Annotated in this window: 16 protein-coding genes and 5 tRNA genes; 14 read left to right on the top strand and 7 right to left on the bottom strand. The window is 42.1% G+C overall.

From position 1 onward, the window contains the following. Nucleotides 1-158 precede the first annotated feature (158 nt). Nucleotides 159-2180: an excinuclease ABC subunit UvrB gene (gene uvrB / locus IEY42_RS03555; protein ID WP_188923968.1), complete on the bottom strand. Its 2022-nt coding sequence runs from the start codon at nt 2178-2180 to the stop codon at nt 159-161. Nucleotides 2181-3587: 1407 nt separating this feature from the next. Here uvrB and IEY42_RS03550 point away from each other — a divergent pair. The 14 genes from IEY42_RS03550 to gloA all read left to right on the top strand — a co-directional run bounded on the left by IEY42_RS03550 (nt 3588) and on the right by gloA (nt 14042). Beyond that, nucleotides 3588-3663, top strand: a tRNA-Asn gene (locus IEY42_RS03550). Nucleotides 3664-3695: 32 nt separating this feature from the next. Further along, nucleotides 3696-3771: transfer RNA gene (locus tag IEY42_RS03545), tRNA-Asn, on the top strand. 23 nt (nt 3772-3794) lie between these two features. Further along, nucleotides 3795-3870: transfer RNA gene (locus IEY42_RS03540), tRNA-Asn, on the top strand. 28 nt (nt 3871-3898) lie between these two features. Further along, nucleotides 3899-3974, top strand: a tRNA-Asn gene (locus IEY42_RS03535). A gap of 29 nt (nt 3975-4003) precedes the next feature. Beyond that, a tRNA-Asn gene (locus IEY42_RS03530) sits at nt 4004-4079 on the top strand. Nucleotides 4080-4489: 410 nt separating this feature from the next. After that, nucleotides 4490-6388: an EAL domain-containing protein gene (locus tag IEY42_RS03525; protein WP_188923967.1), complete on the top strand. Its 1899-nt coding sequence runs from the start codon at nt 4490-4492 to the stop codon at nt 6386-6388. Between the two features lie 139 nt (nt 6389-6527). Beyond that, nucleotides 6528-7106 (top strand): electron transport complex subunit RsxA, encoded by a 579-nt coding sequence (rsxA, locus tag IEY42_RS03520; protein WP_188916400.1) that lies wholly within the window; start codon nt 6528-6530, stop codon nt 7104-7106. Between the two features lies 1 nt (nt 7107). Continuing rightward, nucleotides 7108-7686, top strand: coding sequence for an electron transport complex subunit RsxB (rsxB, locus tag IEY42_RS03515; RefSeq protein ID WP_188923966.1), 579 nt, complete (start codon nt 7108-7110; stop codon nt 7684-7686). Then, nucleotides 7680-10148 carry an electron transport complex subunit RsxC gene (gene rsxC / locus IEY42_RS03510; protein WP_188923965.1) on the top strand — a complete coding sequence of 823 codons (2469 nt, stop codon included), beginning with the start codon at nt 7680-7682 and terminating at the stop codon, nt 10146-10148. The genes rsxB and rsxC overlap by 7 nt, the downstream gene beginning before the upstream one ends. Before the next feature lie 2 nt (nt 10149-10150). After that, the gene (rsxD, locus tag IEY42_RS03505) at nt 10151-11203 is read left to right on the top strand and encodes an electron transport complex subunit RsxD (RefSeq protein ID WP_188923964.1); all 1053 of its coding nucleotides are present in this window, start codon (nt 10151-10153) and stop codon (nt 11201-11203) included. Nucleotides 11204-11205: 2 nt separating this feature from the next. Next, entirely contained in the window at nt 11206-11850 is a 645-nt protein-coding gene (gene rsxG / locus IEY42_RS03500) for an electron transport complex subunit RsxG (RefSeq protein ID WP_505973595.1), read from the top strand. Further along, the gene (locus IEY42_RS03495; protein WP_188923963.1) at nt 11843-12538 is read left to right on the top strand and encodes an electron transport complex subunit E; all 696 of its coding nucleotides are present in this window, start codon (nt 11843-11845) and stop codon (nt 12536-12538) included. The genes rsxG and IEY42_RS03495 overlap by 8 nt, the downstream gene beginning before the upstream one ends. Nucleotides 12539-12548: 10 nt before the next feature. Beyond that, the gene (gene nth / locus IEY42_RS03490) at nt 12549-13190 is read left to right on the top strand and encodes an endonuclease III (protein ID WP_188923962.1); all 642 of its coding nucleotides are present in this window, start codon (nt 12549-12551) and stop codon (nt 13188-13190) included. A 441-nt stretch (nt 13191-13631) separates the two neighbouring features. Continuing rightward, nucleotides 13632-14042 (top strand): lactoylglutathione lyase, encoded by a 411-nt coding sequence (gloA, locus tag IEY42_RS03485; RefSeq protein ID WP_188923961.1) that lies wholly within the window; start codon nt 13632-13634, stop codon nt 14040-14042. Nucleotides 14043-14110: 68 nt separating this feature from the next. On the opposite strand, the gene ruvB is transcribed toward gloA, so the two are convergent. The 6 genes from ruvB to IEY42_RS03455 form a co-directional block, all read right to left on the bottom strand. Further along, complete coding sequence (gene ruvB / locus IEY42_RS03480) at nt 14111-15115, bottom strand: Holliday junction branch migration DNA helicase RuvB (RefSeq protein WP_188923960.1); 1005 nt, start codon at nt 15113-15115, stop codon at nt 14111-14113. Between the two features lie 33 nt (nt 15116-15148). Then, complete coding sequence (gene ruvA / locus IEY42_RS03475) at nt 15149-15766, bottom strand: Holliday junction branch migration protein RuvA (protein WP_188923959.1); 618 nt, start codon at nt 15764-15766, stop codon at nt 15149-15151. Then, on the bottom strand, nt 15763-16281 hold the full coding sequence (gene ruvC, locus IEY42_RS03470) for a crossover junction endodeoxyribonuclease RuvC (protein WP_160052837.1): 519 nt from the start codon (nt 16279-16281) through the stop codon (nt 15763-15765). Before ruvC ends, ruvA begins: the two co-directional genes overlap by 4 nt. Then, a complete protein-coding gene (locus tag IEY42_RS03465) occupies nt 16278-17030 on the bottom strand; it encodes a YebC/PmpR family DNA-binding transcriptional regulator (protein WP_188923958.1) in 753 nt (250 codons plus the stop codon). The genes ruvC and IEY42_RS03465 overlap by 4 nt, the downstream gene beginning before the upstream one ends. Before the next feature lie 113 nt (nt 17031-17143). After that, nucleotides 17144-18919 carry an aspartate--tRNA ligase gene (gene aspS / locus IEY42_RS03460; protein ID WP_188923957.1) on the bottom strand — a complete coding sequence of 592 codons (1776 nt, stop codon included), beginning with the start codon at nt 18917-18919 and terminating at the stop codon, nt 17144-17146. A gap of 169 nt (nt 18920-19088) precedes the next feature. Then, on the bottom strand, nt 19089-21911 hold the full coding sequence (locus tag IEY42_RS03455; protein ID WP_229779896.1) for a transporter substrate-binding domain-containing protein: 2823 nt from the start codon (nt 21909-21911) through the stop codon (nt 19089-19091). Nucleotides 21912-22347: the final 436 nt, after the last annotated feature.

Genomic DNA, 22347 nt, shown 5'->3' with positions numbered 1-22347 from the left:
CTCAAAACAGGCCGTTAGTTCAGCAATGATTAACACGACAATGCGTTGATAAATAGCGCGGCAGTGTTTTACAGTCGCGCCCTATTTTACTCATTACAACCGTGTGTAGATATCAAAACACCTTAGCCACAAGCGAGACGTCAATCTAACAACAAGGCTTAACTGTTTAAAATAATTTGTTCGCGTAGATGTTTCACTTCATCGCGCAGTGCTGCAGCTTGTTCAAACTCGAGATTTTTAGCATGTTCGTGCATTTGTTTTTCTAGGGCATCAATTTGATGACTAAGATCGGCAACACTGGCATAAGTTGCACGTTTATCGGCAACCTCAGCATACTTACCTGATTGGCTGCGCTGGCCTTTAGCTTGTTTCGCTTCACCCACATCCATAACATCAGTAATGCTCTTCACCACACCGCGTGGCACAATACCGAGTTTAAGATTATGCTGGTGTTGTTTTTCACGTCGACGTTCAGTTTCTCCCATGGCTTTGGCCATTGAATTGGTAATTCTGTCTGCATAAAGGATAACTTTACCGTTAACGTTACGTGCAGCGCGGCCAATTGTCTGAATAAGTGAACGTTCTGAGCGTAAAAAGCCTTCTTTATCCGCATCGAGAATACACACCAAGGACACTTCGGGTAAATCTAACCCTTCGCGTAACAAGTTAATCCCGACAAGCACATCAAAGTGACCTAAGCGAAGATCGCGAATAATTTCGATACGCTCAACGGTATCGATATCAGAATGCAAATAGCGCACTTTAACGCCATGTTCGTCGAGGTATTCTGTTAAGTCTTCAGACATACGTTTGGTTAACGTAGTGACTAATACCCGTTCATTCACTGCTACGCGTTTATGAATCTCAGATAATAAGTCATCAACCTGAATCGCCACGGGGCGTACTTCTAATACGGGGTCAAGTAATCCGGTTGGCCGCACCACCTGCTCGGCAACTTCGCCGTCACTTTTATCAAGCTCGTACTGACTCGGTGTCGCTGACACAAAAATGGTTTGTGGCATTAAGCGCTCGAATTCTTCGAACATTAACGGACGATTGTCTAACGCGGATGGTAAGCGGAATCCATATTCAACCAGATTCATTTTACGGCTACGATCGCCTTTATACATGGCACCAATTTGCGGCACCGTGACGTGTGATTCATCAATAATTAACAAACCATCAGCAGGTAAGTAATCCAATAGCGTTGGCGGCCCTTCTCCGGTGCTGCGCCCCGACAAGTAGCGCGAGTAGTTTTCAATGCCTGAGCAATAGCCTAACTCAACCATCATTTCGACATCGTATTGCACACGTTCGGTGATCCGTTGTGCTTCTATCAACTTATTATTGTCGAGCAAAAATTGCCGGCGTTCACGCAACTCTTCTTTAATCTCTTCCGTTGCTGCTAAGATTTTTTCACGAGGCGTGACATAATGCGTTTTAGGGTAAATCGTGGTTCTAACGATACGTTTGTTAATTTGCCCGGTGAGTGGGTCAAACTCACTTAAACGTTCAATTTCATCATCAAACAGTTCAATCCGAATAGCTTCACGTTCAGATTCCGCCGGGAAGATATCAATCACCTCACCTCGCACACGGTAAGTGCCTCGCTGCAGTTCAATGTCATTACGGGTATATTGCAGCTCACTTAAGCGAATAAGTATGTCACGCTGCCCCATAAAGTCGCCTTGACGAAGGTGCAACAGCATTTTCATATACGAGTCTGGATCGCCAAGACCATAAATGGCTGACACTGAAGCAATCAGTACCACATCTTTTCGCTCTAACAGCGCTTTGGTCGCAGATAATCGCATTTGTTCTATGTGGGCATTAACAGATGCATCTTTTTCAATAAAAGTATTTGAGGCCGGCACATACGCCTCTGGTTGATAATAATCATAATAAGAAACAAAGTATTCAACCGCATTGTGAGGAAAAAACTCTTTCATTTCGCCATAAAGTTGGGCAGCAAGGGTTTTATTGGGGGCCATAATAATGGTTGGCCGACCCATTTGTTTAATCACATTGGCAATAGTGTAAGTTTTACCTGATCCTGTCACCCCGAGTAAGGTTTGGCTGGCAATGCCAGACTGTAAACCATCGACAAGTTGGTTAATTGCGGTGGGCTGATCGCCCGCAGGTTCAAATTTGGACTCTAAGGTAAAAACAGACTCTGACACAACGTACATCCCTTATAAATAGAACCCGATATGATATACCTAAACACGGAGTATTGGCGATATCTAATACTCAATTTCCCTGTATTAATAAGATCATTACCGCATCAACACCTTGATTATGACAAAATGAAGAACATAATGTGAAAGTGGCAAACAAATTCATAAATCATGGAGAAACACCTTAAAATCCGCTAAAAAACTAAGCTTAAATACAATTTAATGCACAATCTGTCATGCAAAGTGATTACAATTTTACTGTTGACAGAACAGTGACAAAATAAAACAGTTGATTTTCCTATCTAATTGATAGTATTTGGCTTTATTTGTCGCTAATGAAAAAGCACATTTTAAGTCCAATCCTTACTCAGCAAGGGTTAGCAGCGTATTTACAGCAGAAGTCCACATGTTTATCCACAGATTTAGTGGATAAGTCACTAAAGCCCAATACGAATGCGGGGTCGAGCACATCCTCAATTCATAAAACCGTAAGAATTTGTTGATGTAATTTAATTACATTTGTCGGTAAATACGCAGTTACAAGACAATTGGATCAAGCGAGTAACTTAATTAGTATTAGATATTATAGATTTACCTTTAATAGGCAATAAACCAAAGTGATAAGATTATGATCAAAATACTGCGTGAGTTAAGCATAAAGGCTTATTTAGCAGCGAATAAGCGAATAGGATTTAATTGATACTTTATACGTCGTGCCAATCGACCTTGACAAGATCTACTGACCCAACACTCACTGAAATTAGTGTGCTAAAACGCGACACGACTTTTTGTCTGCTGACTCAACTGCTTTTATTGACTGACTGTTATTAACTGAAAGTGATTAACGACTATCAATTATCAACGACAACAAACTAACACACTATTTTACGGTTCATCTCTAATGGTTTTTGCTTAATGCTACCCTGTAATGCATTTACTCTATGTAATGCCTATACGCTAAAGACCGTTCAGTCACTAATACATACAAACATTATGGGTAAGGAGCAGATTCTTTAATCAGTGTTTACTCAGCAGTCCTTGAAAATTTGAATCATATTTATCCGCCTCACATCTGAACACAGATTGACATTTCACTGTCGAAACCGTTATTTCATTAATAGGCCGCAAGACTATCACCCCATAGCAAGACAACATCATTGAAAACGCTTTTGCTGTTGCCGTTAAATTGATATTTATACTCACGAAGCGAAATCACACTGCGAGTAGATAAGTGATTCATTTTATATTCATTGTTCAAAAATCGGCATAAATGCCCAAAAGTCGTGCACGATGTGTAATTGGTAACCAATTAGTCACATAATTGCGTTTTTTTTTATAACTCGAGTTGACTCAGTTACCAGAGCGTTTTACTATGCGCTCCGTTCTCAGCAATACATTGCTAAAAACGTTTCCCCAGTAGTTCAGTTGGTAGAACGCCGGACTGTTAATCCGTATGTCACTGGTTCGAGTCCAGTCTGGGGAGCCAATTTAGTCAGTAAGTGAGAACACAAACGTAATTCCCCAATAGTTCAGTTGGTAGAACGGCGGACTGTTAATCCGTATGTCACTGGTTCGAGTCCAGTTTGGGGAGCCAACGTTTACTGTTATCTAGATAATTCCCCAATAGTTCAGTTGGTAGAACGGCGGACTGTTAATCCGTATGTCACTGGTTCGAGTCCAGTTTGGGGAGCCATCGAGATAACAAATTTGAAATGACCCATTCCCCAATAGTTCAGTTGGTAGAACGGCGGACTGTTAATCCGTATGTCACTGGTTCGAGTCCAGTTTGGGGAGCCATTTCAAAGCAATACTACATAATTTTCAATTCCCCAATAGTTCAGTTGGTAGAACGGCGGACTGTTAATCCGTATGTCACTGGTTCGAGTCCAGTTTGGGGAGCCATCATTCAATAATCCCCTTCCTGTTTATATGTAACCTTCACTTTTCTCACAATCTTAACTTACATTTTCTACTTCATTGTTTGTTTTCGTTTTCTCTCATAAAAATAGTGCTTTAGGTTAATCATATATTAATCTAAAATCTGCTATGATACCCCTGTTCAAAAATAAAACACATTGATCGAATAGCAAGCAATTCAGACATCAACACTGTGCCAATACCAAATGGGAACGTACAATGCCATGCTGAGTCTTTTGTTAAAGGCAGTTAACGGCGCAAGGTTCAATAACCATAAATATAAACTATCATTACATCATAACCTTAAGCAGAACATCATCAGCAACCATTCATGCTGATAGTGAATCAAAATCAAACTGACTTATTATTGTAAACTCGTAGGGAACGGAAGTTTTATGGGCTTATCAAAATCCTTTCAGATGGTGTTGTTTATTGTTTTCGGCTTATTGATCTTCAGGATCTATACCGTCGAAAATAATGAAGTGCTAGAGCAAGGACAAATTGCTCAAGAGCATTATCAGCAATATGTACAAACTTACCGTCACTGGGCAGGTAGCGGTGAAGCGTTATATAAAAAAATGGCTGAAGATTTCACCTTTCAGTTTTTTCAATTCATACACAATACAGACAGTAACCTTAACTACACACACGGTAGTTTAAAGCGCCCAATAGATGATTTTCCAAGTAAAATATTTAACATCCAATTAGGCCATATCCAAACAGTTGGTGATGCGCGTTTACAAGTTCGTTTAGACACCGCAAGTGTACTCTCCTCAAGTTTTGCTGACTTAGAGCAAACCGCCATACTTTTAATTGGTGCATATCTATTATTAATGGTGTTATTCGCCTTGTTAGTGAAATTACACCGCTCTCGTATTAAATACGCTGCAGAATACATTAATCATATTCCGGAACTGTCATTTTTAGCATTAGAGCGCTCTCGATTTCCTGGGGTGTTACGCCCATTAGGGAATGAATTAGAAGTATGCCGTAGCCAGTTAAAGCTGAGTTTAGATAGAGTTAGAAAAGAAAATGAACAGCTAACAAAAGCCGCTTATCAAGATCCTGTCAGTGGTTTTTCGACTCGACAACGTTTTACCCAACACTTAGAAACCTTAAACAAATCAGAAAAACAGCAGTATGGCGTGCTAATAATGATTAAAGCGGCAGAACTTGCCAGTATCAACCAATTACACGGCCGTGCAGCCGGGGATGATTATCTCGCTAAATTGGCTACCTGCATTCGCAAATCAGTTGCAAGTTTTGGTGTTACGGAGTGCTTTAGGGTTTCCAGTGGTGATTTTGCAGTATTCATAGACAGTATTACCTTAAAAGAAGGTGAGAAATGTTTAGAGCAACTCAAAGTTCAACTAGATGAATATGCTCAAAGCGCTCGCAGTGACTCGATTGCCCACGCTGGTATGGTGCCTTATAAAGAAGGCAGTGAACCATTGGCATTAATGGCATTAGCTGACACTGCTGTCAGTGTGGCACAAACCTTAGGCCCTAACCGTTATTATCAACTCGAAAAACTCTCTGGCGATGAGCAACACGGCGATGATCATTGGAAACTGACTATTAATGATTTAATTAAACACCGCAGTATTCATTTTTATCAGCAACCGATCCAACCCTGCAACAATCAAACTGATGTTTACCGCGAATTACTCGCACGTTTTACTAATGCTGATGGCAAGTATTTGCCTACGACAACGGTGATTGCCATGGCTGAGCGCTATGGGCTTAATGTTGAATTAGACCAAATGATCGTAATTCAAACAATCAAAGTACTGAGTCAAAATCCCAACTTAACAGGCAATATGGGGGTTAATATTAGCGCCTCATCTGCATTGCAGGATAATTTTATCAGTTGGCTTAAAGATTTATTGTCAAAGCATCGCCAAATAGCTTCACGTTTGGTGTTTGAACTCAACGAAGCCGGCATGCAAGCGAATCTTTTATCTAGCCGTCAATTTGTGAGTCAAATGCACAAGGTCGGTGCTAAAGTCGCCATTGAACGCTTTGGTTTAGGTTTTACGTCGTTTAAGTTTTTCCGCGAAGTCCGTCCAGACTTTATTAAATTAGACAGTAGCTACAGTGATAATATTGAACAAGATAACAACAATAAGTTCTTTGTACGGATGATTGTTGATATCGCCAAGCGGATTAGTATTCGGGTTATCGCCACTGGGGTTGAAAAACAAGATGAAAAATTAACCTTAGAAAAATTATTAGTTGACGGTCTGCAAGGATATTATATTGCTAAACCTGAAGTTTTGGTCAAAAAACAGTAATTTTGGTGTTAACAAACCGTAAAAAACACGATTTTATTCTAAGGTTAAGCATTTTATGTTTAACCTTATTTTTTATCCGTTGTTTCTCAGCGCTAAACCTTAGATAATACCAAGATCTATTGGTCAAAAAAATGTAGCAATGACAGAGTATCTTCTCTTATTAATCGGCACAGTACTAGTTAATAACTTCGTCCTAGTTAAATTCTTAGGTCTATGCCCTTTTATGGGGGTGTCGAGCAAGTTGGCGTCTGCTATTGGCATGTCAATGGCAACAACCTTTGTATTAACCCTTGCATCTATTCTTAGCTATCTCACCAATGAGTTTTTGTTACAACCCTTTGACTTGAGCTATTTACGTACCATGAGCTTTATTTTGGTCATTGCAGTAGTGGTTCAGTTCACTGAAATGGTTGTACAAAAAACCAGTGCATCTTTGCATCGCGCCTTAGGTATTTATCTACCGTTAATCACCACTAATTGTGCAGTCTTAGGCGTAGCATTATTAAACGTTAACGAAGACCACAATTTTATTCAGTCGGCCATTTACGGTTTTGGTGCCGCGGTGGGGTTTTCATTAGTATTAATTTTATTTTCGGCAATGCGTGAACGTTTAGCGGCGGCGGATGTGCCAGTCCCCTTTAAAGGCGGCGCCATCGCCATGATCACCGCCGGATTAATGTCATTAGCATTTATGGGATTTGCGGGGCTGGTTAATTAGCATGACGAGTATTTTTATTGCCGTTGCGGTATTAAGTATATTGGCATTAGTGTTTGGGGTAATTTTAGGCTTTGCTTCTAAAAAGTTTAAGGTCGAAGGTAACCCTATCATCGACCAAGTTGAAGCCTTATTACCACAAACTCAATGTGGCCAGTGTGGTTACCCAGGTTGTAGACCGTACGCTGAAGCGATTGCCAATGGCGATCATATCAATAAGTGCCCGCCGGGCGGCACAGCTACCATGGAAAAAATAGCTGAGCTAATGGGCGTTGAACAAGAACCATTAAATGCCGAAGCTCAATCTAGTGTAAAAAAAGTGGCTTACATTCGTGAAGATGAATGCATTGGTTGCACTAAGTGTATTCAAGCCTGCCCTGTCGATGCCATTATAGGTGCAGGTAAGCTCATGCATACCGTCATAGCCAATGACTGCACCGGCTGTGACTTGTGTGTGGAGCCTTGTCCTGTTGACTGTATCGATATGATACCCGTAGAAACGACGCTGCAAAACTGGGATTGGAAACTCAATACTATTCCAGTCAAAGTGATCCATTCTGAGCAAGAGGAGCCAGCGTGCTAACGTTATTAGAACAACTCGATAAAGGAACTTTGTGGCAATCTCCTGGCGGGATCCACCCTCCCCAATTAAAGACATTATCGAATCAATCAACCATTGCTCGTTTACCGCTAGCACATCGCTTTGTGGTTCCCGTCCCTTTGGTTGGTGAGCAAGCCGTGTTAACCGTTGCAGTAGGCGATCAGGTACTCAAAGGCCAAATGCTGACAGAAGGTACAGGTTTTACCTATTTACCAGTACATGCACCTACCTCTGGCCGAGTGGTGGCCATTGAACAACACGCAACTAATCATCCTTCTTCATTGCCGACATTAAGCTGCGTTATTGAGGCCGATGGCCAAAACGCTTGGTGCGAGCTGATACCGCACTCACTCGAACAATTATCCAAAAATCAAATATTAGACAAGATAAAAAACGCAGGCATTGCAGGAATGGGTGGAGCGGCCTTTCCAACCCATGTAAAACTAAACCCAGCTAGCGAAATCAATTTAGTGATTATTAATGGGGTTGAATGCGAACCTTACATCAGCTCTGATGATCGGTTAATGCGCGATTACAGTGATGAAATCTTAAAAGGGATTGCAGTAATACATCACTTACTAAATCCACAGCGCATCATCATTGCCATCGAAGACAATAAACCTGAAGCAGCAAAGGCCATGCAAGATGCTGTGCAGCGCAGTACATTACCTGCGGGTATCATACGAGTTACAGTCATCCCGACCAAATACCCATCAGGTGGTGAAAAACAGCTTATTCAAATAATTACCGGGAAAGAAGTACCCAGCGGCCATATCCCGGCACAACTGGGTATAGTGGTTCACAACGTGGGCACAGCTTATGCCATTCAAGAAGCGGTATATCAAGGTAAACCACTCATTGAACGAGTTGTCACCTTAACCGGTGAGCAAATTGGTCAGCCGGGCAACTATTGGTTGCCTATCGGTACCACCATTAACGATGCCTTACAAGCTGTAAGCTTTAATCCATCTGCTGCACAAAAGGTTATCGTAGGCGGCCCTATGATGGGTTACGCTTTGGCGGATTTAGATGTGCCAATATTGAAAGGGACTAACTGTTTATTAGCACCTAGTGCTCATGAGATTGCCCCTGATGTTGATGAAAAAGCCTGTATCCGTTGTGGTGAATGTGCCGTCGCCTGTCCTGCATTATTACTGCCACAACAGCTATTTTGGCATGCAAAAGCTGAAGAATATGACAAAGCGGCCAGCTTTAATTTAAAAGATTGCATTGAATGTGGTTGTTGCAGCTATGTTTGTCCCAGCGATATACCTCTTGTTGAATACTATCGTGTTGCAAAGTCGGCATTAAAAATAGAAGCCGAAGAAAAGCGCCAAGCTGAACAAGCTAAAGTTCGATTTGAAGCGCGTATACAACGCTTAGAAGATGAAAAAAATGCACGAGAAGCTAAAGCCAAAGAAGCCGCAGCTAAGCGTCAATCCAACATGAAATCAACGGATAAAGATGCCGTAGCGGCCGCCATGGCGCGCATAGCAGCTAAAAAAGCCCAAGCGACATCAAGTACTGTGTCACCTGAAGCACCTCAAACGACAGTAGACCCGAAAAAGGCCGCGGTTAATGCAGCCATTGAACGTGCTAAGGCCAAAAAAGCGGCTAAGGCGAATACCGTGAGTCGCGCAAATGAACTCGACACCAGTTCAGCTGAGGTGAGTGTCGACGACAAGCAAGCTAAAATTGCCGCCGCAGTTGCACGCGCCAAAGCGAAGAAAGCCGCACAAGCAAATACTGAATCAACGGTTCAAACACCCAATCCGGCTGAAACTGAAGTCGCAGGAACTGAACCTACTGCAGATGCAGTTGACGACAAAAAAGCCCGTGTTGCCGCAGCCGTCGCTAAAGCTAAGGCAAAAAAATTGGCTCAAGCTGGCCAAACTGATGACTCGGCTGTTGAAGCAGAACCGACAACAGATGCAGTTGACGACAAAAAAGCCCGCGTTGCCGCAGCAGTCGCTAAAGCCAAGGCAAAAAAACTGGCTCAAGTTGGCCAAACTGATAACACGGCAGTTGAAGCAGAACCGACAACAGATGCAGTTGACGACAAAAAAGCCCGCGTTGCCGCAGCAGTCGCTAAAGCCAAGGCAAAAAAACTGGCTCAAGTTGGCCAAACTGATAACACGGCTGTTGAAGCAGAACCGACAACAGATGCAGTTGACGACAAAAAAGCTCGTATTGCCGCAGCAGTCGCTAAAGCCAAGGCAAAAAAAATGGTTCAAGCCAGTCAAATCGATATCGGCGAAGCTGCGTCTCAACCTACAGTTAGTGTCGAGTCTACCGCCGATATAGCGCCAGACGCAGCATTGACAGTCACGGCGGACTCAGCAGATTTATCCCCTGAGCAAATAAAAAAAGCCAAAGTCGCAGCGGCGGTAGCCAAAGCAAAAGCGAAACAGCTCGCCAAACGTGCTGAGCAAGAGGAACAATAATCATGGCATTTAAAATTGCCTCATCACCCCATGTGAGCACCAGTTTACACACTAATACCGTGATGAAACGGGTGGCTTTTTGTCTTATTCCGGGTATTGCTGTTCAAAGTTATTACTTTGGTTTTGGCACACTGGTGCAAATTTTGTTAGCCGTCAGCGTGGCATATCTTGCTGAAGCAGCGGTAATGAAACTGCGTAACAAAAACATCAAAGCGACTTTAAGTGACAATAGTGCATTAGTTACCGCATGTTTATTGGCTGTTGCCATTCCATCATTAGCACCTTGGTGGTTGATTGTCATAGGGACGTTATTTGCCATCGTTATCGTTAAGCAACTTTATGGTGGTCTTGGTAATAACGTATTTAACCCGGCAATGGCTGCTTATGTATTACTGCTTATTTCATTTCCGGTTCAAATGACCTCGTGGGTTGCACCGCAAACCATTGCGATGAATCACGCGTCTTTGCTTACCAGTGTGCAAACTATTTTTGAAATAAATCAATCTTTTGCGGCTGAGTATTTTCGTTTAGGTATTGACGGCATAGCAATGGCAACCCCGCTTGATACGTTGAAAACCGATTTATCAATGGGCTTAACCACCACCGAAAGCCTGGCCAAGCCCATTTTCTCCGGCTTGGCCGCTGAAGGCTGGTTTGGGGTCAACTTAGCGTATCTTGTCGGCGGTTTAGTCATGCTTAAGCTTAAGGTGATCCGTTGGCACATCAGTGTTGCAATCATTGCAAGTTTATTCGTGTGCGCCAGTTTTGGTTTTTTAGTCAGTCCAGATACCTTTGTTAGCCCGTTAATGCATTTGTTTAGCGGTGGCACAATGTTAGCGGCATTTTTTATTGCAACCGATCCGGTTACTGCAGCCACGAGCCCTAGGGGCAGGTTAATATTTGGTGCCATGATAGGCGTGCTGATTTATCTAATTCGAACCTTCGGTGGTTATCCTGATGCGGTGGCCTTTGCGGTATTACTCGCCAACATGTGCGCGCCTTTTATTGATTATTATGTGCGTCCACGCAGTTACGGTCATCGTACAGGAAAATAACTATGTCTATTACTGATAACCCAATGATTAAAAATGGCTTATTACTCGGCTTATTTGCATTATGCTGCACCGGTTTAGTGGCGTTAGTCAATGCCCTTACCTACGACACAATAGCCATGCAAGAACAAAAGCAATTAACTGAAACACTCACCCAAGTTATCCCTCATGAACTGCATGATAATGCCCTATTTGAACAATGTATCTTAGTGCATTCACCTGAGTTACTAGGCAGTAAAAAAGCCTTGCCAGCGTATTTGGCATACAAAAATCAACAACCCGTAGCGATTGCCATTGAAGCGATTGCACCTGATGGATATAACGGCGAAATCAAGCTTATTATTGGTGTGGATAATAGCAGTCAGGTTTTAGGTGTACGAACGCTGTCTCATCAAGAAACTCCAGGACTGGGTGACAAAATTGATTTACGTAAATCTGACTGGGTAACACACTTTAGTGGATTGTTTTTTAAAGACAATACTGACTTATGGAAAGTGAAAAAAGATGGCGGACAGTTTGACCAATTTACCGGTGCAACCATTACGCCACGGGCTTATGTTAACGCTGTGAGTAAGGCGCTTACCTTTGTTAAACAAAACCGCAAAGTACTGTACCAAAGTCATGTGAAATGTGAGGATAATCATGAGTAATTATCGCGATATTGCCAGCCAAGGCTTATGGAAAAACAATCCAGGCTTAGTACAGTTACTCGGCTTATGTCCGCTATTAGCAGTAACGGCTACCATTACCAATGCTTTAGGGCTTGGCGTAGCAACCCTATTGGTATTAGTTGGTTCAAACATTTTAGTGTCACTGGTGCGTGATTACGTACCCAAAGAAATCCGCATACCAGTATTTGTGATGATCATTGCCGCACTAGTGACCTGCGTGCAGTTATTGATTAACGCTTATGCCTACAATTTGTACCTTTCATTAGGGATCTTCTTGCCGCTGATTGTCACCAACTGTGTCATTATCGGCCGTGCAGAAGCCTTTGCATCACGAAATTCATTGGCACACTCTGCCTTCGATGGATTGATGATGGGTCTAGGATTTACTGCAGTATTAGTGGTATTAGGCGCGACACGAGAACTGTTAGGTCAAGGCACGTTATTTGATGGCGCCGATTTGTTATTAGGTGAATGGGCAAGTGTGCTGACGATTCATGTGTGGCAAGTCGATACCCCATTTTTATTAGCCATGCTGCCACCAGGGGCGTTTATTGGCATGGGGCTATTAATTGCCTTAAAAAATGTTATCGACAGCAACGTAAAAGCCAGACAACCCAAAGCGGAATCAGTCGGCGTTACCCGCGCACGGATCACTAAGGTAAGTTAATACAAATATTATGAATAAAGAAAAACGCATTCAGATCTTAACGCGGTTACGAGATAACAATCCAAAGCCTGAAACTGAGTTGAATTTTTCCAGTCCATTTGAATTGTTAGTGGCAGTGACCCTATCCGCGCAAGCAACCGATGTCAGCGTAAACAAAGCCACTGACAAGTTATTTCCGGTGGCCAATACCGCTCAAGCCATTTATGACTTAGGTATCGATGGATTAAAGCAATATATCAAAACCATTGGATTATATAACAATAAAGCCATTAACGTGATTAACGCGTGTAAAATGTTAATTGATTTACATGGCGGCGAAGTCCCTGAAAACCGTGAAGCGTTAGAAGCATTACCGGGCGTGGGACGTAAAACCGCTAATGTGGTGCTCAACACTGCCTTTGGCTGGCCCACGATTGCAGTTGATACACATATTTTTCGTATGGCAAACCGAACTAAATTTGCACCGGGCAAAAATGTCGACCAGGTAGAACAAAAAATGCTAAAAGTCGTGCCTGCAGAATTTAAAGTGGATGTACATCATTGGTTTATCTTGCATGGCCGCTACACTTGCTTAGCACGAAAACCACGTTGTGGCAGCTGCATGATCGAAGATTTATGCGAATTTAAAGAAAAAGTCTATCCTGAGGATTAACTGAAATAATAAAGACCAAAACACGTATGATGCTTTGGTCTTTATTAAGTAATTTATTGTAGGTTAACTCATCAACTAACGTGCAATAAACTAATATTTTATGCTACATCTAACAACATGTAGCGCTAGCATAGGATCTTATTGTTGCTTAATACATTGCAACAAAAAATGCACTAAAACAAATTGCGATTACAACGGTAGTGCCTAAGGCCATTTTTAATTCTGTAGTCATTGTGCTGCCTCCATGTGGGTATGAAAGAAGAATAACGCCTTTTGCTTATGAACCCAAAAAATATCATCACAAATGTGAGCTAATGCAAAAAAAATATGTATTTACTGCAGAACGTATTTGTCTGTGATGTATTCATGTGGTCGCACTAATCTTTTCATTGTCATCAGAGCTTGTTAAAGTCAGCTTTATTTTAAATAAGAGAGTAAAATATGTCGCAATTACTACACACGATGATCCGCGTTGGCGATTTAGATCGCAGTATTCGTTTTTATACAGACATAATGGGTATGAAGTTACTGCGAAAGTCAGAAAATGCTGACTATAAATATACCCTTGCCTTCGTAGGTTTTGGAGAAGAAACCACTGGTCAAGCCGTAATCGAATTAACTTATAACTGGGGCGTAGAGAGCTACGACCTAGGCAATGGTTTTGGCCACTTAGCCATTGGCGAAGATGACATTTACGCCCGTTGTGATGCCATTACTACAGCAGGCGGTAAAGTCACGCGTGCTCCAGGACCTGTTGCTGGCGGCACAACAGAAATTGCCTTTGTTGAAGATCCTGATGGATATAAAATTGAATTGATCCAGAAGAAGTCAGCGACTGCTGCTCTAGGTTAATCACAACATGAACCTAAAACAAAGCCAGCTAATCGCTGGCTTTGTTATTTAATCTGAAGTTAGGTTATTTATTCTGGCTTGACCAAACTAAAATGGTCATAGGCACGTTGGGTTGCAATCCGCCCTCTTGGGGTACGTTGAATAAAACCTTGTTGAATTAAAAATGGCTCAAGCACATCTTCAATAGTTTCTCTGTCTTCCCCAATGGCTGCTGCTAAATTGTCTAACCCTACAGGGCCGCCCATAAATTTATCAATAATCGCTAATAAGAGCTTACGGTCCAAATAGTCAAAGCCTTGCATATCAACATCAAGCAAATCCAGCGCATACTCCGCCACTTCTTGAGTCACAATGCCATCATGTTTAACTTCAGCATAATCGCGAACACGGCGTAATAAGCGATTAGCTATCCGCGGCGTGCCGCGTGAACGAGTGGCAATTTCAATTGCACCTTGCTGATCAATTTCTAACTCCATCACTTTGGCTGAGCGCGTTACAATCGTAGTAAGATCTTTGATGTTATAAAACTCTAATCGCAAAGGAATACCAAAACGTGCTCGCAGTGGTGAGGTTAACGCCCCAGCTCTGGTCGTGGCACCCACTAAGGTAAAAGGCGGTAAATCGAGTTTAATTGAACGTGCAGCAGGACCTTCACCAATCATAATATCGAGTTGATAATCTTCCATCGCTGGATAAAGGATTTCTTCAACAACTGGGCTTAATCGGTGGATTTCATCAATAAACAGCACGTCACCTTGTTCAAGGTTTGTCAGTAATGCTGCTAAATCTCCGGCCTTTTCAAGTACTGGGCCTGAGGTTGATTTAATATTAACGCCCATTTCATTCGCCACAATCATCGCGAGGGTGGTTTTACCTAAGCCTGGAGGGCCAAAAATCAGCATATGATCTAATGCTTCACCGCGATTGATTGCCGCTTGAATAAACACTTTAAGTTGGGCACGAGTATCGTCCTGCCCGGTATATTCATCCAACATTTTCGGGCGCATAGCACGGTCAATTTGCTCATCTTGACCTTGTACTTGCGGTTGGATCAGGCGATCAGCTTCAATCATTATGTAGATACCCTAGTCTGTATTTTCAATGTGTTATAACATCGATTTTAATGCCGCTTTAATCAGCGTTTCTGAGCTCATGCCCTCTGCATATGCCGCAGAAACCGCTTTACTCGCCTGTGCTGGTTTATAACCTAATGACAATAATGCTGATATGGCATCTTCTTCTGCACTATCAACAATTGGCGCTGGTTTATAATTACTTTGCAGCATAAACTCGCGCTCAGAGCCAACAGAAGCTTCAAGTAAACTTTTGAGTTTGTCTCGCATTTCAATGACTAAGCGCTCAGCCGTTTTCTTGCCCACACCCGGTAATTTGACCAAAGTGACGATATCATCACGTTCAACACAAGAGACAAACTCAGCGGCGGTCATTCCTGACAAAATCGTTAACGCCAATTTAGGGCCAACACCATTGGTTTTAATCAATAACCGAAACAATGCACGTTCTTGTTTAGTGATAAAACCATATAACAATTGTGCGTCTTCACGTACCACAAAATGGGTGAACAAACTGGCATGTTGGTTGAGTTCAGGTAACTCATAAAAACTGGTCATCGGTACTTGTAATTCATAACCGACACCGTTAACGTCTAACACGACTTCAGGTGCTTGCTTTTCTATTAATATCCCACTGAGACGACCAATCATTTGTATCTTCCGTAAGTTCTGCTACTCGCTTTACCGCCCATAGCAATAAGACTTTGATAAGTATGAAAATGACATACTGCGACCCCTAAAGCATCCGCGGCATCGGCTTGTGGCGCGGCGGGTAACTTTAACAGTTGTTTTATCATGTGTTGTACTTGTGTTTTTTGAGCACGACCAGTGCCCACAACGGCACTTTTAATCTGAGTCGCACTGTATTCTGCTACAGGTAAGTTCGCGCAGGTTGCCGCCACAATGGCTGCGCCACGAGCCTGACCAAGTTTCAATGCCGAGTCGGCATTTTTTGCCATAAAAACCCGCTCGATGGCAAATTCATTAGGTTGATACTGAGTGATAATTTCAGTTAATCCTGCATAGATTTGTTGCAAACGCTGGGGTAAATCATCGGCTGAGGTGCGAATACAACCACTGCCTAAATAAATTTGTTGTCTGCCTTGGCATTGGATCACACCATAGCCAGTAATGCGCGAGCCGGGATCGACCCCTAATATGATCATAGATTATCTAATGCTTCCATGACGTCATCAGAAATGTCAGCGTTATGATATACCTCTTGTACATCATCGTGATCTTCTAAATTGTCAATTAACCGTAAAAATTTTTCAGCGGTATCAGCATCTAATTCGGCTTTAGTTGAGGCCACCATCGTCACCTCTGCGTTAACAGACTCAAGCTTACCGCTATCAAGTGCATCTTTAACTTGGCCAAATGCATCTGGACTAGTGAACACATCCATTGAACCATCATCATGTGTCAGCACATCATCGGCACCTGCTTCTAGCGCTATCTCCATTAAGGTGTCTTCGTCAGTGTCATTGTCGTAAGAAATCACCCCAGATTTGGTAAAAAGGTATGCCACAGAGCCGTCGGTGCCTAAATTACCACCTGATTTATTAAACGCATTACGTACACCTGATACTGTGCGATTGCGGTTATCAGTCATAGTTTCGACCATGACTGCAGTGCCGCCAGGACCGTAGCCTTCATAGATAATGGTTTCAAGTTGCTGACCATCAAGTTCACCGGCGCCACGTTTGATTGCACGCTCAACGGTGTCACGAGTCATGTTATTTGATAGGGCTTTATCTATTGCTGCGCGAAGACGGGGATTGGAATCAGGATCGGATCCGCCTTCTCTTGCGGCGACGGTAAGTTCACGAATGAATTTAGTAAACAATTTACCGCGTTTGGCGTCTTGTGCCGCTTTACGGTGTTTAATATTTGCCCATTTACTGTGTCCTGCCACATTAAGCTCCTTTTTCCATTCAAGTATAAAATGCTACTTGTAAAAAAACAGACCGAGGCAGCAGCCTCGGTATGTGTTGCTCATTTAGAGCGAGTTATGCTGAACGCTTGAAATTACTCTTCAGTTTTTGGCTTTTCAATAACCGCAATGCCGAGTTCAGTTAATTGAACTGGGTTAGCAAAACCTGGCGCGTTCGTTAATGGACACGCTGCGGTTGTTGTTTTAGGGAATGCCATTACATCACGAATTGACGTTGCCCCCGTCATTAACATGATAATACGGTCTAAACCAAACGCTAAACCAGCATGTGGTGGTGTACCATAGCGTAATGCTTCAAGTAAGAAGCCAAACTTCTCTTTGGCTTCTTCGGCTTCAATACCTAAAATGTTAAATACCGTGCTTTGCATTTCGGCATTATGGATACGCACAGAACCGCCGCCCAACTCACAACCGTTCAGTACCATGTCATACGCATCTGAAATTGCAGCGCCCGGATCGGTAGCTAATTCTTCAGGGGTGATGCCGCGCGGTGCGGTAAACGGATGGTGAACAGCATGGAAACTGCCATTGATTTTCTCAAACATTGGGAAATCAACAACCCACATTGGGCGCCATTCACCTTCAAGTAAATCAAAGTCTTCACCCGCTTTTAAGCGCAAAGCCCCCATGGCTTCTGCTACCACGTTGGCTTTGTCTGCACCAAATAAAATGATGTCGCCTGTTTGTGCACCTGTGCGGCTAATAATGTTTTTAGCAATGTCTTCAGATAAAAACTTAAGCACAGGAGACTGAATACCGTCTATACCCGCCTCTAAATCGTTAATCTTCATCCATGCTAAGCCTTTAGCACCATAAATGCCGGCATACTTGGTGTAGTCGTCTATTTGCTTACGAGACAAAGATGCACCTGTTGGAATACGAAGTGCGGCAACGCGGCCTTCTGCATCATTTGCTGGGCCATTAAATACGGCAAACTCGACGTCTTTAACTAAGTCGGCAATATCGACTAATTCAAGTGGGTTACGTAAGTCTGGTTTATCAGAACCGTAACGTTGCATGGCTTCAGCGTATGACATACGTGGAAACTCACCTAAATCAACATTGAGTAAGTCTTGGAACAAACCACGCATCATCTGCTCAGTTTTCTCCATCACTTGCTCGGCGCTCATGAATGAGGTTTCGATATCGATTTGAGTAAATTCAGGTTGACGATCAGCACGTAAATCTTCATCACGGAAACATTTCACTATTTGATAGTAACGGTCAAAGCCCGACATCATCAGTAATTGTTTAAATAATTGTGGTGATTGTGGTAACGCAAAGAATTGACCTTTATAAGTCCGGCTAGGCACTAAATAGTCACGTGCGCCTTCTGGCGTCGCTTTGGTTAAAATGGGTGTTTCGATATCTAGGAAACCATTGCTATCTAAGAAACGACGTACAGCACTGGTCACTTTTGCGCGGAAGATTAAACGCTCGGCCATTTCTGGACGACGTAAATCTAAGTAGCGGTATTTAAGACGTTGCTCTTCGCTGTTGTTTTGGTAATTGTCCATGCTCAACGGCAAAGGTGCTGACGCATTGATAATATTCAGTTGCTTACCAAGAATTTCAACTTCACCGGATTTCATTTGTGAATTAACTTGGCTGTCAGGGCGTGCACGGACGACACCGGTCACTTGAACACAAAATTCACTGCGCAATGTGCTAGCAACGTCAAAGACTTCTTTTAAGTCTGGATCATAAACAACCTGTACTAGCCCTTCTCTGTCGCGTAAGTCTAAAAATACAACTCCGCCTAAATCACGACTACGGTTAACCCAACCGACTAAAGTAACTTCTTGACCAAGATGAGACTTATTAATGTCTCCACAATATTGACTGCGCATTGAACCCTATCCTTTATCCACAAAGCGGTATTTTTGGAAATTGAAAACGATAAAAACGGCATTATATACCGTGACTCGCACTTATGCATTGCAGTATCAGTTAGTTTGCATCAATTAACCATAGTTGCAGTTGATAAACATGGTTGATTGACGGAAAAATCTACAAGCATTAATTCATTTTAAATTGATGACCGCCAATCTTTTTGGCTTGATACATTAATTGATCAGCTGTTTTAAGTAATGTTGCTGGGGTATCGGCATCTTCAATAAACAAGGCAATACCGATACTGGCTGAAATATTCACCTGGTGACCGTCAATCACGGTAATTCTTTTTAATGCCAGTAATATATTATCGGCAACTTGACGAGTATTTTCTTTGCTGTCGATATGTTGAAGTAATAATACAAACTCATCACCGCCAAATCGGGCTACCGTGTCTGATTCACGCACACTCTTTGACAGCATTAACCCCACCCGATGTAATAATCTATCACCAATATGATGCCCGTACATATCATTAACTGCTTTAAAGCCATCAAGGTCGACAAACAATACCGCAAAACGAGATTTGTCTCGTTGATGAGTCATGACAGCTTGATTTAATCTGTCGTCAAGTAAACTGCGGTTGGGTAAGCCAGTCACATTGTCGTGATTTGCCATAAATTTGAGGTTTTCTTCAGCTTTAATTCGCTTTTGTATTTCAACATTCAAACGACGATTTGACATATATATCATCAATGCGATAAATGACAGTACAAGCAAACTAACAATCAATATTTGTAACCAGCGTTGGTACCGCAAAGTATCACTGTTAATGTCTAATGAAACCCACTTTTGGTACATGTTTTGTTGCTCGGTTTCATCGATTGTCGCTATGACTCTGTCGATTAACGGCACTAAGTCTTTCACTCCTGGGAACAGTCCTATACGGCTATGCTGCTCGGTTAACTCAGCCACCAGCGACATTTTTAGACTCGGATATTGGCCACTTTTTAGCGTTGTCGCTAATGTTGCAACTTGATCAACAAACATATCCGCCCGACCATTAATCACAGCGTTGATACCCTGTTCAGTATCAGCAACTATCACCAAATCAATACCGGGGTATTGCTGCCTTAATTGGTCAATAATGTGGTAACCATCTACCACCGCCAGTCGCTTACCGACAACCTGTGAAATATTAAAGATGGGGGGTTGAGTTAACGAGGTCACAATTGCCCATGGTGAGGGCCAATAAGCCGCCGAAAAAGCCAAGGAGTTTTCGCGTTCATTGCTTTGCGCCATACTGGCCACCAGATGAATCTCCCCTTTAATAAGATCATTGACCATTTTACCAAAATCATCATAAGCCACAGGAATAATCGTCAGGTTTAACTGCTTAACGAGTAGATTTTTAATATCAGCATTAACCCCTAAAAACTGGCCATTTTTACCTTGAAACTCCATCGGCGCCCAATTTTTAAGGTAGCCCATCTTAATTGCACCTAAACTACTGATATATTGCTTTTGCTGGGTGGTTAATTTTATTTTACTGTCACTGCCCGTAAAGAAGCGATCGTCAGGGTTAATCAACCATTTACGTTCAATTTGAATTTGCTCTTCTACCGAAATCAAGTTAAAACCTGCTTGAATACGGTCCGCAAGGCCACTGTCGTCGATACGCGTTAATGCATACATATCAGTCGTAAACTCAATATCGGAATATTGTCGAAATTCAGCCCAAAGTTTATTGGCCAATAGATAATGCGATGTCATTGCAGCAGAAGAAATAAAACCACTAATTTCGTCATTATGTGCCGCTTTAACCATCTCACCTAACGTGTGGTAAAAACGCAATTGTGCTTGGGGAAACGCAGATTGAACTTGGGTGATATAAGGGGCAGTAGGAAATACCCCAACCCGAATTGCACTGCTCTGAAGATCTTTAGTATTTTCTTTAGCACTAAAGTAACGGCTTTTCACCGATGTGATATGCCAAGCCTGTGTTAACCCGCTGCGCATTTCTTGGCTTTCAGGATAGCCAATATGCACATCGGCAACACCACGTTTTACATCATCAATCGTGCTGTTCATGTCTCCGGTGGCAAAGTCGATATTAATGCCGGTTTTTTTCGACCACAATCGCCATAAATCAACCAGCATCCCTGTAGGTAAACCGTCGACACCGAGATCGGCAAAGGGTTCAACACCGGCCTGCATTGCTATAATGATCCCAGATGTTTGTTTGTGATATCCCAACCAATGGCGCTCGATATGTTTAATGGTTTGCGGCGAAATTAATCCAAAACCATGGTTAATTTTATCAACCAAGGCTTGATTACCTTTTACCACGGCAGGAACTAACTGGACTTTTTTGATGAGAATACGCGAAGAACTGTAAAAATTAGCGGCAATATCTTGCTCTAATGCAAGGTTACGTTGATATCCTTCAATCCCAGCAAACACAAGCAGCTCGTCTTTCGCCGCCGCTTGCAGTAATTGCTCTCTGTTTGTAAAGCGTTTAAAACTTAAGCGAGGTTCTATTGCACTCAGCATTGCTTCATGAGAAGAACCATCAACAATGCCTATCTGATACGGAATTAAATCGTGGATCTGTTTTTTACTATTCAGTGATTTGTGAACGTAGAGGTAAGTATTTAATGACGTAAATGGCATAGCAAAATCGAATTTTTTAGCACGAGCTTCAGTTATCGCCATACCAATATGAACATCGGCATTATGTTGCTCGAGTTGATCTAATGATTGCTGCCAATGACGAGTTACAAAGCGAATTTTAGTGTCGCTGACGGTTGACCACTCACGCCATAAATCCACTAAAATACCCGCTGGATTTCCTTTATCATCCAAATATTCAAACGGATATGTATCTTCACCCATAACGATGATTAATGGCGTCGGCTGTTCTGAGGTATTATCATCGTGATGAAAGCCGTATGCGGGCAAAATTAGCATCCACATAAACAATGCCAGCGCCCAAGGTATCAATTTCAAGTTTTTTCCCTAATACTTTTATTTTGATGGTTACATCACTTTATATCGTTATTGCGTTTTACCGCATGTTAACTTGCTATTTTGACTTGTTTTAACCGTATTTTAAAGTGGTGAATGCCCGTTTTACGCTACTGTATAAGCAATTTGTTATTAGTTTGTAGCATTGTCGCAAATAATATCATTATTTAGACAAAGTGAATGCACATTTTATTAATTTTTTAACTTTTCACGGTTGTTTTTTAAACGAAAAAATCGCTCATCATTCACCTTATTTACGGCTAATTAACGCTAAAACATACAACAATGATTAATTATTGTTAATGTTAATGTTAACTACAATAAAACCCATGCTGAACCAATAGTATTAACACTATGGCGAACTATTTTAAAAAAAACACACAAATTACCAGTAGGATACTTGCTGCACTTCACCATG

The sequence above is a fragment of the Shewanella algicola genome (assembly GCF_014648035.1).
GTDB classification, from domain to species: domain Bacteria; phylum Pseudomonadota; class Gammaproteobacteria; order Enterobacterales; family Shewanellaceae; genus Shewanella; species Shewanella algicola.
The sequence above is the reverse complement of the archived record's forward strand: the minus strand, read 5'-3'. Positions and strand labels throughout refer to the sequence as shown.

Excerpts from the sequence above, each read along its gene's own strand:
- IEY42_RS03525 (WP_188923967.1), top strand. The coding sequence starts at position 4,490 with ATGGGCTTATCAAAATCCTTTCAGATGGTGTTGTTTATTGTTTTCGGC.
- rsxA (WP_188916400.1), top strand. The coding sequence starts at position 6,528 with ATGACAGAGTATCTTCTCTTATTAATCGGCACAGTACTAGTTAATAAC.
- rsxB (WP_188923966.1), top strand. The coding sequence starts at position 7,108 with ATGACGAGTATTTTTATTGCCGTTGCGGTATTAAGTATATTGGCATTA.
- rsxD (WP_188923964.1), top strand. The coding sequence starts at position 10,151 with ATGGCATTTAAAATTGCCTCATCACCCCATGTGAGCACCAGTTTACAC.
- rsxG (WP_505973595.1), top strand. The coding sequence starts at position 11,206 with ATGTCTATTACTGATAACCCAATGATTAAAAATGGCTTATTACTCGGC.
- IEY42_RS03495 (WP_188923963.1), top strand. The coding sequence starts at position 11,843 with ATGAGTAATTATCGCGATATTGCCAGCCAAGGCTTATGGAAAAACAAT.
- nth (WP_188923962.1), top strand. The coding sequence starts at position 12,549 with ATGAATAAAGAAAAACGCATTCAGATCTTAACGCGGTTACGAGATAAC.
- gloA (WP_188923961.1), top strand. The coding sequence starts at position 13,632 with ATGTCGCAATTACTACACACGATGATCCGCGTTGGCGATTTAGATCGC.
- ruvB (WP_188923960.1), bottom strand. The coding sequence starts at position 15,115 with ATGATTGAAGCTGATCGCCTGATCCAACCGCAAGTACAAGGTCAAGAT.
- ruvA (WP_188923959.1), bottom strand. The coding sequence starts at position 15,766 with ATGATTGGTCGTCTCAGTGGGATATTAATAGAAAAGCAAGCACCTGAA.
- ruvC (WP_160052837.1), bottom strand. The coding sequence starts at position 16,281 with ATGATCATATTAGGGGTCGATCCCGGCTCGCGCATTACTGGCTATGGT.
- aspS (WP_188923957.1), bottom strand. The coding sequence starts at position 18,919 with ATGCGCAGTCAATATTGTGGAGACATTAATAAGTCTCATCTTGGTCAA.